The 11,161-nt window shown below is 70.5% G+C and carries 7 protein-coding genes; 3 read left to right on the forward strand and 4 right to left on the reverse strand.

The features are described from left to right. Positions 1 to 102: 102 nt before the first annotated feature. From DFJ69_RS04605 to DFJ69_RS04620, 4 genes are all read right to left on the reverse strand, one after another. Positions 103 to 747 carry a hypothetical protein gene (locus DFJ69_RS04605; protein WP_116021327.1) on the reverse strand — a complete coding sequence of 215 codons (645 nt, stop codon included), beginning with the start codon at positions 745 to 747 and terminating at the stop codon, positions 103 to 105. A 485-nt stretch (positions 748 to 1,232) separates the two neighbouring features. Then, positions 1,233 to 3,203, reverse strand: a complete 1,971-nt coding sequence (locus DFJ69_RS04610; protein ID WP_116021328.1) for a DUF6801 domain-containing protein — start codon at positions 3,201 to 3,203, stop codon at positions 1,233 to 1,235. A gap of 234 nt (positions 3,204 to 3,437) precedes the next feature. Further along, positions 3,438 to 4,097: a hypothetical protein gene (locus DFJ69_RS04615; protein WP_116021329.1), complete on the reverse strand. Its 660-nt coding sequence runs from the start codon at positions 4,095 to 4,097 to the stop codon at positions 3,438 to 3,440. Between the two features lie 247 nt (positions 4,098 to 4,344). Then, positions 4,345 to 5,007: a hypothetical protein gene (locus DFJ69_RS04620; protein ID WP_116021330.1), complete on the reverse strand. Its 663-nt coding sequence runs from the start codon at positions 5,005 to 5,007 to the stop codon at positions 4,345 to 4,347. A 2,009-nt stretch (positions 5,008 to 7,016) separates the two neighbouring features. On the opposite strand from DFJ69_RS04620, the gene DFJ69_RS04625 reads away from it, so the two are divergent. From DFJ69_RS04625 to DFJ69_RS34825, 3 genes are all read left to right on the forward strand, one after another. Next, entirely contained in the window at positions 7,017 to 8,150 is a 1,134-nt protein-coding gene (locus DFJ69_RS04625) for a PucR-like N-terminal domain-containing protein (RefSeq protein ID WP_245974009.1), read from the forward strand. 379 nt (positions 8,151 to 8,529) lie between these two features. Then, positions 8,530 to 9,768 carry a PucR-like N-terminal domain-containing protein gene (locus tag DFJ69_RS04630; RefSeq protein WP_116021331.1) on the forward strand — a complete coding sequence of 413 codons (1,239 nt, stop codon included), beginning with the start codon at positions 8,530 to 8,532 and terminating at the stop codon, positions 9,766 to 9,768. Between the two features lie 155 nt (positions 9,769 to 9,923). After that, positions 9,924 to 11,084, forward strand: a complete 1,161-nt coding sequence (locus tag DFJ69_RS34825) for a hypothetical protein (RefSeq protein ID WP_211328510.1) — start codon at positions 9,924 to 9,926, stop codon at positions 11,082 to 11,084. Positions 11,085 to 11,161 lie beyond the last annotated feature (77 nt).

The following is an 11,161-nucleotide window of genomic DNA, read 5'->3' on the forward strand; positions in this document are numbered from 1 at the left end:
GAACGGGCATGGCCCCGTGCGCGACCCGGCAACGCGCGACGGGCCCGCCGTGGGGGCGGGCCCGTCGTCGTCACACCTGCGGCCCTGGGCGGGCCAGTACGGTCAGCTCGGGAACACGCCCGGGCCGAGCTTCAGGCTCACCTTGTTGCCGGCCCCGGGGACGATCAGGTTGATCAGCGGTGTGGCGAGCAGGCAGTGCTCGAACTTCGGGATGGTGTAGGTCCCGCTGAGCGTGCCGCCCTGGACGACGTCCCAGCCGGCCTCGGAGGCGACCGGGATGGTCGCGGGCGTCTCCGTCTTGCAGTAGCTGCCGATCGGCGTCGGGATGCCGGCGACCACCAGGTTGCTCAGCTTGATGTGCGCCTTCGCGGTGGCCGTGATGGCGCCCGTGTTCGGGTCGGCCTGTCCGACCGCGGGGCCGGTCGGCAGCAGGGTGATCGTCACCCCCACCGGGATCACCCCGAACTGCTTGAACTCGCCCCGGGCCGGCGGCAGGACCAGGTCGGACTCCAGCGCGCCGGTCTCCAGGGTGAGCCTGGCCTTCATCTCGCCGGGACCGAGCTTCACGGTCGAGTCGGTGGAGTTGATGTAGGTGGAACTCGCGTCGGTCACCGGATAGGTGACCGCCAGCACCGTGTCGGCGCTCGCGGGAGCGGCGCCGGCGACCATCGCGCCCGCCGCCAACGCCGTGGCCGCCAGGGCGCCCGCCGTCTTCCGGATTCCCGAGGAATTGAACACACGCGCCATCGATGAAACCTCCTTGTTCTCCACCGGGCGGCCGGCCCCACACCGGTTCACGCCCACCGTGCAGTGCACTACGCGCCGCAGAATCACCGCATATTCAAACGCACGGGCAATTCGTCTCGGAAGCTACTCCCTCCCCACGGCCGGAACAAGACCACATCCGAGAATGCCGTTGCGGAGTGCCGGGGAGGCCGCATTATTTGTCTTCGCGCGACAATCGGGGAGGACCGATTGTGCTCGGGTGAGCACTCGGCCGGCCCGCCAATGACGCAGGGTCACGACCGTCGGGGGCGCGGAGGCGACGGTGAAGTAGGCGAGCCAGGACATCGCACCGCCCGCAATTATCCGCCCATGCGAGCGGAGCTGAAATGCCTTTTCGACCCACCCGGATACGGCCGCACGTCGTACGCACCGAGGGCGGGGGGCGTACGACGTGTGCGGGCCGTCCGGACGGGCTCACGCGTGCGGTACGCGGAGCCCGCCGCTCGTCACGGGAAGGTGATCTGCTGATGCGGAGTGATGCCGAAGGCCCCCGTCAGATTCATCCAGGCGAACCCGCCCGGCTCGAACGAGAGCTTCTGACCGCAGTCGCTCCCGGGCGCCTCGTCCACCCACAGCAGGGGCGCGACGGAGAACATCTGAGTCGTGGTGTCGAAGGTGAAGTCGCCGAAGTCGAAGAATTCGTTCACCACGAAGGCGCACCCGGGTCCGGAGAATTTTAGGGCGAGCTTCCGCGTCGGGTTGCCGAACCTGATCGACGAGGGCGGCAGGGACCCGACCGCGAGGTCGAGGCGCTGCGGATCGCTGAACTCGATCGTGAAGTCGTCGCCGCTCACGTCCTCGCAGTCGGCGGTGAACGAGTCGAGCCGTCCGATCTCGGTGTAGGAGAGGTGGCGCCCGGACTGGAGGGTCCCGCGGATCTCCGCCCGGCACTGCAGGGAGAGCGCGCCCGTCAGCGAGGTCACCTGGAGTTGAGGGTCCACGGCCTTCCATTTCCCGCCGGGCTTGATCGTCCAGCCGTACTCGATGGACGGGCAGGGCAGCGAGGGGTTCTGGCCCGCCTGCGCGGGGAAGCACGCCGGGCCCTGGAGCACCCGCACCGCGTTCCCCGGGCCGGACACCGCGGCGGTGAACACCTCGTCCAGGTCCTCGGTCACGCCGCAGCCGCTGAACGGCGGGATCTCCACCTGCCCGTCCAGCCAGCCGCCGTTGGTGATGTTGTATCCCGGCAGCCGCGAACTGTAGCCCTTGACGGCGAGCTTGATGGGCCTGGCGGTCCGGCAACGGTCGCCCACCGCCAGCGGAACGCCGTTGACCTTGACGTCGCGCAGTCTCGCCGACACGAAGCCGGTGGCCTCCGTCTCCAGGACATGGTCCGGGAACTGGGGATTGAGCTGCCAGGCCCCGCGGGAGACGACGTGCATGTTGACATTGCCGCCGGGCCGCTTGGCGACCTGGGTGAGTTCCATCGTCGCCGTCACCGGCATGAACCCGAAGGCCAGGAACGTCGTCTCCATCGGCTGGAAATTCGCCACCGCCGTGGAACGGTTCTGCAGATAGTGGGGGTACGGAATGTCGAAGTTCTCGATCTGCTCCAGGCCCGCCCGAACGGACGCCTGACCGATGATGCGCGCCGATCCCTTCAGCTTCTTGATGGTGCTGTAGCTGTTCATGAGGGCGCACCCGCTGTCCGGTGCCTTGGTGATGATGGAGCCCTGCGGGTACGACGGCAACGGAATGTCGGGGTTATAGACGTCGCTCGGATAGGGGTACGGGCAAAGCGGGGCGTTCGGCGTCGGAAGGGCCTGGGCGTTCCCGGCCGGGGGTGCGCCCCGGCGCGGCTTCTCGCCGATCGGCACGAGGGCGATCGTGGTGTTCTGGTTCTGTGCCGGCGTGCAGGCCACGCCCATGGCGGCCGGACTCGGCGCCCGGCCGTCGGCCCCACGGACCGTCAGGGTGAGCCGGAGCGCGTCGGTGACCAGCGAGACGACCCCGCTGCGCGCTCCCGGCACCGCCGGCACCTCGCCGACCGCGCGCAGCGCCAGCGCCCCGTTCCCGCCGATCACCGTGGCGGGCGCCTTGAGCCCGGCCCAGGTGAGCGGCCTGGGCGCCCCCTGTCCGTGGGCCCGGGTCTGAAGATCGAAGGACCCGGTCAGCGACGCGGCCCCCAGCGCCTTGAGGTCGCCGACCGCGCGCGGCGGCAGCGTGGCGGTCACCGCCACCTTCTGGGGACGGAACGCCTTGCCCGGCGCGCCGGTGATCGGAACGAGCCCCTGCACCCGCACCCGCACCGGTTGCATTGCCGAGGGAAAACCGCAGACGTACCGCATGTCGACGTCAATGGCCCGTGTGTCGGCTACGGCACTCGCCCCGGGAATGACCGCGACGGCGGCCACGACCGTGATTCCCGTGACGTACCGCGCGGCCTTACCGTGGACCACGCGCGGAGTGATCTTCATAGGCGAATATCCGTCCTGAATGCGACGACAGGGGGCCGCGGGCCGTCCACGAGATCTCTACTGGACGGTAGGCTATGCGCGGCCGGTGAGCGCTGCAAGACATTCCGATCAAGGTACGCGCCCACTGCGGACAACTGTCATCCGATGACAATCCATTCCGCGGTTCCGTCCCGCGCACCGCGCACCGGATGACAATCCCGCGTCGCGTCCCGAGGAATCGACCCGGGATTCCCGTCACGGGCTGGTGATGGTGAGCCCCGGACTGAGCAGGTAACTGCCGTAGAAGGCGACTCCGTCGCCGGCCAGCAGGTAGCCGAAGCAGCCGCTGACGGAACGGACGGTCAGGTTCCCCCCGCCGGTGAGCACGAGCCGCCTGGTGGTGTTGTCGTAGTGACCCGTGATCGTGCCGAGCGGCTGGTTGGGGACGAGCGGACCGCCGACGGTCGCCGTGCAGCCCGGGCAGGCCAGGTTGAAGCCCACCGCGTCGATCTTGACGTCGATCTGAGGCGGTGTGTACACGGTCTCGGTCGGGCTCAGCACCCATGGGTTGGTCGGGGTGGCCGAGCCGGTCACGGTCATGCTGATCGGGGCGCCGATGCCGAACGCACAGCCGCCGAAGACCACCGAGGGCATGCGCACGAATCCGGACGTCGGGGTCGGCACGTTCCCGGAGAAGGACGCGTTCGGGCACCGCCATATGACGGCGCCGTTCCGCTTGTTCACGAGGACGACGTCCTTCGACCCGTCGTATCCGTTCGGTGCGACGTTGCCGCCCACGACGTTGCCCGCGGGGGTGATGGTCCAGGTCAGGGCGTGCGCCGGAGTGCCGGTCAGGCCGACGGCGACGGCCGCCGTCACACCGCCGGCCAGGAGGGACGTCAGTCTTCCGGGCATGGTTCGGCCTCCTTCGAGGGTCGCGCGGCGCGCCTCACGGACACGCCGCCCAACCGGCCCCGGGTCGATTCCGGGGGCCGGTGACGTGAGCCGCGGACACATCGAGTGGCCGGCGCGGGGAGACCGGCGGACGACGCGTCACGGCGTGATGGTGAAGCCGGGATGGCGGCATCGGAAATGCGGGCCGCGCGGCCGGGGGGTCGGCCCCCGGCCGCGCGGCCGTGTCAGTTGACGTCCGGCGAGAACGTCACGGGCTGGTGATGGTCACGGCCGGGGTCACCTGGTAGCGACCGAAGTACGACACCGAGTCGCCCGCCAGCAGGGAACCGAAGCACCCGCTGTTGCTGCGGATGGTCAGGTTGCCGCTGCCGGTCAGCACGAGCTGCTTGGCGGTGTTGTCGTAGTAGCCGTTGGCGGTGCCCAGCGGGGTGTTGACCGGGCTGAGCGGACCACCGATGGTCGCCGTGCAGCCGGGGCCGGTGATCGTCGCGGAGATCCGGTCGACCTTGCCGTCCACCTGCGGCGGCGTGTAGACGGACTCGGTCGCGCTCAGCCAGAACGGGTTGGCGGTGGTGGCGCCGGTGGCGACGGTGAAGCTGATGCCGATGCCCGTGCAGCCGCTGAAGCTGAGCGAGGTGATCTTCGCGACGTCGATGCCGTCGGCGTCCGCGGCGGCCGGCACGTTGCCCTGCGCGACCGAGGTGGTGCAGCGGAGCTTGGCGCCGTTCCGGTTGTTCACCAGGATGAGGTCCTTGGTGCCGTCGTTGCCGTTGGGCGCGACGTTGGCGCCGGTGAAGTTGCCGACCGGGGTGATGGTCCAGCTCAGGGCGTGGGCCGGCGAGCCGGTCAGGCCGATGGTCGCGGCCACCGTGGCGCCGCCGACCAGCGTGGCGAGGAGCTTCCTGCGCATGTTCGTTTCCCTTTCGGGTGGTGGTGGGTGTCTCTTCGGGGTGGAAGGGAGTCGGTCATTGCCCATGGCCTACGAATCGATCAGCGGCGGCCCTTTCGTCCATGCCCTCGTGGTCTGCGCCAGGAGGGCGCCATGCTCGACGAGAATGGTCTCGGCACCATCGATGAACACTTTTGTGCGTGACATCGCGGTTGATTGATCGGCTGCTTGGAGTAGTCTGTGAGTAACTCCCCCTGGGGGGCTACTACCCGGTACGTTAAGGGCGGGTTTCGCGTCTCACAAGACCCTGTCCGGGAAAACGTTCGACTCCCCGGATAAGTTGTCATCAGGTGAGAAGAGACCGGGTGAGTTTGTCTTTTCGTGATCAGAACGGCGGGCCCCGGAACCGGCGGCCGACCCATGATCACACCGAATGCGGTTCGATGGAATGCCCCCTCGCCGGCGGCCGGCGCGCACGGCCGTTCAGCCTGGTGAACGCCCTTCTCCGAGCCCCGTCGATCGGTGGGCCGACGCAGGGCGACGACGTGACTCCCAGAAGGCGCGGCGCACACCCGCTATTGCACGGAGGCGCGGCGGAAATCGCCGCGCCTGCCTGCCGGCGGAGAATGGCCGACCGACGGTTTCCCACGAAGAAGGTCACTGTCCGGCGATCCCTCACGACCCGGCCAGAGGCCGGCGGCGGGCACGGAAAGCACCACCGCGCCGAAGATCGTGGAGATGGACCCGTCCGACGCCGGGCGCCCCACGGCGGCCTCAGCTCCTCCCCGAAGCCCCTTCTCCCAAGGAAGCAACCCTCGATGCACGCCCCTCGCGGGTCGGCGACACCGAAAGGGAAATCGCGCACCCGATCGTCGTCGCGTCGCCGCCGAGACCCCGCATGAGCCGCTCCCTCGTCTCACCGCGCTTCCCGCCGCAACGGGCGCGGGCGGCGCGGAAGGCATTACAGCGTTCCAGACCGGAGTCGAGGTCCTACGCCGTTCTCATTCGTCCCGCCAAAGGTCGGCCCTCCGAACACAAGGCCCGGGAGGGCGGCTCCGGAGCTCCGGACCCGCCCTTCGGATACGCTCGTGGGGCGGCGGGCATTTCATGCCCCCGCGTCCCACGTTCGAGTACGTTAAGCGTCCGTTATCACCCGGGCAAGCCTTCGGGCACGGCGACTTCGGACCGTGGCGGAAATCTGTCATCGAGAGACAAGAATCATCGCCCATTGATTGCGCGGTGATCAGAACCCGGCCGACTTTGATCCCGATTGTGACGCTGAGTCACCGCTCCCGGAAGCGACACCCGACGTCCGGACAATCGGCGGGACGCACCGCCCGGCCGACCGTCCCCGAGTGGCGGAGGCGTCGGCCGCAGACAGGGGCCTCGGCGACGTTCCCCGACAATCCGGGCCCTCGCACGAGTCCGCCGCCGCGGGCAACCATCCGGACCACCTCGGCATCGTCGCTCACCGCCGCGCCGCCCGTACCGGTCCAAGACGGACCGACCACGGACGACACCGAATAATCTTTGCGCATCGAAGCGATACCGACCTCATATCGGTAGTCCGAATCGAACTTTTCGGTCGTCGCCGTACGGCCGAATCCCTTGTCGCCTCGAGAGCGGCCGTCCATACTCTTGCTCACCCGATGAGCATTTCCGCTGTGCGAACCGCCGGATCGGCCCTTCGACCGCGCCATCGGAGTGAAAGTTGCGGCTCATGGTGAACAAGCCTGTTCACAGGGCAACATTTCCGTCGATCAGTGCGCGCAGCCGCTTTTTAAATTACCTTTAATGTGTCCTGGGTCACGAACCACCACCCCCATGAAGACCCTCCGGCTCGTGCCCCTGGGCCCCCGGTGGCCGGCCGACGGGCCGGCCCGCGTTCCGGGGGCGGGGCCTCCAGGGCGGGCGGCGAGGGTCGAGGAGGATCCGACGATGACGTATCGGAAGGCATCGAGCGGTCTGGCGGCGCCACCCGTGGACCTGCCCCCCGGCTGGCCGAGCTGCTCCACCCCGAGGTGAACGGCGTGGCCCGGGCCATCGAGACCGAGATCCGCCGCAGCCTCCCGGAGTACGCCCACCCGGGAGAGGGCCGGGACATGCCGGGCGCCATCCATGACCTGCTGGGCGCGTTCGTCGAGGAGATCGCCGCCCCGGGCTCGGCCACGGAGCGGCTGGAGAAGCTGTGCGACGGGCTCGGCCAGTTCGAGGCGTACGAGGGCCGGAGCCTGGACAGCCTGCTGGCCGCGTACCGCATCGGGACGCAGGTGGCCTGGCGGCGGGTGATGCAGGTGGCCAAGCGCCATCAGTTGACGGCGCCGGTGATGCTGCTGCTGGCCGACGCCGTGTTCACCTACATGGACACGCTGTCGGCGCTGTCCCGCCGCGGCTTCCTGGACGCGATGGCCCGCTTCGAGGGAGAGGTCGAGGAGAGGCGGCGGCGGCTGCTGCACCTCGTCCTGGAGCGGCCGGCCGTGCCCCGCGCGGCGATCGCCGAGCTGGCCGAGGCGGCGCGGTGGACGGTGCCCGAGGAGGTGACGCTGGTGGCGCTGTGGGGCGACGTCCAGGAGATCCGGCCCGCGCTGGACGGCGACCTGCTCGTCGACCTCACCGGGGCGCAGCCGCACCTGCTGGTCCCCGGGCCGCTGACCTCGGCGCGGCGGGCCATGCTGGAGCGGGCGAGCGCGCAGCGTCCGGCGGCGGTCGGGCTGACCGTTCCCCTGGAGGAGGCGGCGGACTCGCTGCGGTGGGCGCGCCAGGCGCTGTCCCTGACCGAGGCGGGGATCATCGGCGACGGCCGGCTGACGATGTGCGAGGACCATCTGCTGTCGCTGTGGCTGCTGACCGACACGGCCCTGGTGGACGAGCTGGCGGAACGGCTGATCGACGAGGCCGGGCTGGCGTCGGGCCACCGGCTGATCGAGACGCTCGGGACGTGGCTGGAGAGCCGGGGAACGGCCGCCGAGATCGCCGACCGGTTGCACGTCCATCCGCAGACGGTGCGGTACCGGATCCGCCGGATCAAGGACATCATGGGCGATCGCCTGGACGATCCGGACACCCGGTTCGCGCTGGAGGTCGTGCTGCGCGCCATGCGGTTGCGGGAACGGTCGTGCCGGGCGGGCGAGACGCGCCCGGCGATGACGTTCCGCGCCTCCTGACCTGCGCATCGGCCGCCCCGCGGCGCGGGCCGCGGGGCGGCCTGACGCACCGGCCATCGGGTGCTGACAGGGCGCGAAAAGGGGGACCGATTCGGCGTTCCGCCGCGTCCTTATAGCACCCGCGCCCGTGACCAGTGAGCCCGTCACGACCGCTTTGTAAGGATGTGAGCAAATTTCGCGACTTTACCGTTTCTTTGCCATGTGCGATCCGACGGTGGTTTAACGTTCGTGTGTCCTGGATCACTCCCCGGGCCCTGCCCGGGAGGCGATCCCACCATCGAGCGCCGACCGTCGTGGCCCCACCCACGGGCTGCCCCGCCCGCGTACTCCTCGCCCGAGGAAGGGCCGCGCGTGGGGCGACGACGGAGGTAAAGAGCCGATGACGGAGGGTCTCACCCCGGAGACCTTGGAGGAGCCGTTCTCGCTGCCCCCGCATCTCGCACGGCTCATGCGGCCCGAGCTCCCCAGCCTGACCAACGAGATCATCGCCCAGATCCGGCGGGCCATCCCCGAGTACGCCCGCCCCATCGAGGGCCCCTACGGGCAGACGCTGCGGCTGGGCGTGGAGCGGGCGCTGAGCTCGTTCATCGACCAGATCGCCGGATCCACCGCGGAGAACGAGCGCCGCGACGATCTGTGCCGCCGGCTCGGCCAGTTCGAGGCGCAGGAGGGACGCAGTCTGGACAGCCTCCAGGCGGCGTACCGGATCGGCGCGCAGGTCGCCTGGCGCCGGGTCATGCGGCTCGGCGGGCGCTACAACGTGTCGGCCCAGAACATCTCCAAGCTCGCCGACGCCTTGTTCAACTACATCGACGAACTGTCCTCGCTGTCGCTGGAGGGCTATCTGGAGGCCAAGGCGCGGCCCGCCGGGGCGCTGGAGGAACGGCGCCGGCGGCTGTTGCGGCTCATGCTGGCCCGCCCGCAGGTGCCGGACGCCGCGATCGCCGAACTGGCGCACTTCGCGGAGTGGAACGTACCGGACGAGCTGACCATGATCGCCGTTCAGCCCGGCGGTCGGGCGGTGCGGACCATCGTCGACGACGACATCCTCCTCGACCTGTCCGACGACCGGCCGCACGCGATGATGCCCGGCGCGCTGGACGCCGGCCGGCGCACGATGCTGGAGGCCGCCTTCCCCGAGTCGCGGATCGCGGTGGGCCTCACGGTGCAGCCCGCGCACGCCGCCGACTCGCTGCGCTGGGCGCGGCAGGCCCTCGACCTGGTGACGGCCGGCGTGATCCGCGACGGCCGCGTCACGCAGTGCCAGGACCATCTGCTGACCCTGTGGCTGATGGCCGACCAGGCGCTGCTGGACCAGCTCGCGCGCCGGCGGCTGAGCGCGATGAACGATCTGACGGCCAACCAGCGCGAGCGGCTGACCGAGACGCTGCGCACCTGGCTGGCCACCCGGGGCACCGCCGCGCAGATCGCCGACCTGCTGCACATCCATCCGCAGACCGTCCGCTACCGCATCCGGAAGCTGGAGCTGACCCTCGGCGACCAGCTCGGCGACCCCGACTCCCGGTTCGCCATCGAGGTGGTGCTGCGCGCGCTGTGGCTGCGCGAGCAGGCGGGCGAGGACCGGAGGGGAGGCGGGCCGCCGCGGCGGAATGTGTGACGGCTGACAAACCGCCACCCCCGCCACCCGGTGAGGTGCGCGGATAGCCATAACAATTCGTGTCGCGCTTGCCCCATGATGGACTCCGTGCTCCGATTTCCGGATGATGTGCCCGGAACGGGAGTCTTTCCGGTCGATGAGAAGGTGGTGAGCAGGTGGCGGCGTACCGACGATCGGGATCGGGAAAGCCGGTCGCGCTCGGCTTCGGCGCTGTGGTGATCATCGGTGCGTGCGTGGTGGCCCCGGCCATCGCCCTCGCCGACGACCCGGCGGCCACTCCCAGCCCGACCACCGAGGAGTCGGCGACCCCGGCGTCGCCGGACCCCACCACACCTCCGCCGGACCCCGAGCCCACCACCCCGGCTCCCGAGCCGACGACGCCGGGCCCCGAGCCGACCACCCCCGGGCCGAAGCCGACCACGCCGGGTCCCAAGCCCACGACTCCCGGGCCGAAGCCGACGACGCCGGGCCCCAAGCCGACCACCCCGCCGGAGAACCCGGACGGGCCCGGCAAGCCCGGCCCCAAGCCGTCGAACCCGGCCAAGCCCGGCCTTCCGCCGAAGGGCACGACGGTCGCGGTGACGATGGCGCTGTCCGATCCGGTCGTGTCGCCCGGAGGCTCGACGACCGTCACGGCCAACGTGGCGTCCGGCGCGGTCCCCGCCACCGGCGTGCGGGTGGTGTTCTCCGGCTCCGGGTTCACGGTGAACCGGTGCACGGTCAGCGTCCCCTGCAACCTCGGCACCGTGACGTCCTCGGGTCAGAGCATCTCGGCGACCGTGACGGTGCCGAGCAGCGCCTCGGCGGGCAGCTCCATCACCGTCTACGCGACGGTCACCGCCGCGCGGAGCACCCCGCAGACCAAGTGGGCCCTGCTCGGCGTGGCCTCCTCGTCCGGTGACGGCGGTGGCGGCGGCTACAACGGCGCGCTCCCGCCGGGGCTGTTCCCGGGCGGGTCCGACCCGCTGAACCCCGGCGGGGTGCCGCAGGCGGTGCTGCCGCCGGTCGCCTCGCCGCAGATCGCCCCGGGCCTGATGCAGATGACCCCGGTCGCCGCGATCGGCGCCAACGACGAGGACGGCGACTGGCCGGGTCCGCTCGGCGAGGTCGCCGCCGTCCACGCGGGCTGGCTGTCGGCGCTGCTGGCCTCGATCGGCCTGCTGATGACGTCGCTGCTGTACTCGCGGCGCACCCGGCCGGCCGCGCCGGGCCTCCTGCGCAGCCTCACCCTCGGCCGTGACGTCCGCCGCAAGCTGGGCGGCAAGCTGCCGACCGAGTCCCGGCTGCGCACCCTGCCGCCGGAGCCCGCCGAGTAGGACGGACACCACGCCGGTGCCCCGGGAGCACGCTCCCGGGGCACCGGCGTTTCTCTCACATGAGCGCGGTGCGCTCT

Origin of the sequence: Thermomonospora umbrina (assembly GCF_003386555.1) — a bacterium.
In the GTDB taxonomy this organism is placed as follows: Bacteria; Actinomycetota; Actinomycetes; order Streptosporangiales; family Streptosporangiaceae; genus Thermomonospora; species Thermomonospora umbrina.

Bases quoted from the DNA above. Each gene is read 5' to 3' on its own strand.
- DFJ69_RS04605 (WP_116021327.1), bottom strand. From the start codon at position 747: ATGGCGCGTGTGTTCAATTCCTCGGGAATCCGGAAGACGGCGGGCGCC.
- DFJ69_RS04610 (WP_116021328.1), bottom strand. From the start codon at position 3,203: ATGAAGATCACTCCGCGCGTGGTCCACGGTAAGGCCGCGCGGTACGTC.
- DFJ69_RS04615 (WP_116021329.1), bottom strand. From the start codon at position 4,097: ATGCCCGGAAGACTGACGTCCCTCCTGGCCGGCGGTGTGACGGCGGCC.
- DFJ69_RS04620 (WP_116021330.1), bottom strand. From the start codon at position 5,007: ATGCGCAGGAAGCTCCTCGCCACGCTGGTCGGCGGCGCCACGGTGGCC.
- DFJ69_RS04630 (WP_116021331.1), top strand. From the start codon at position 8,530: ATGACGGAGGGTCTCACCCCGGAGACCTTGGAGGAGCCGTTCTCGCTG.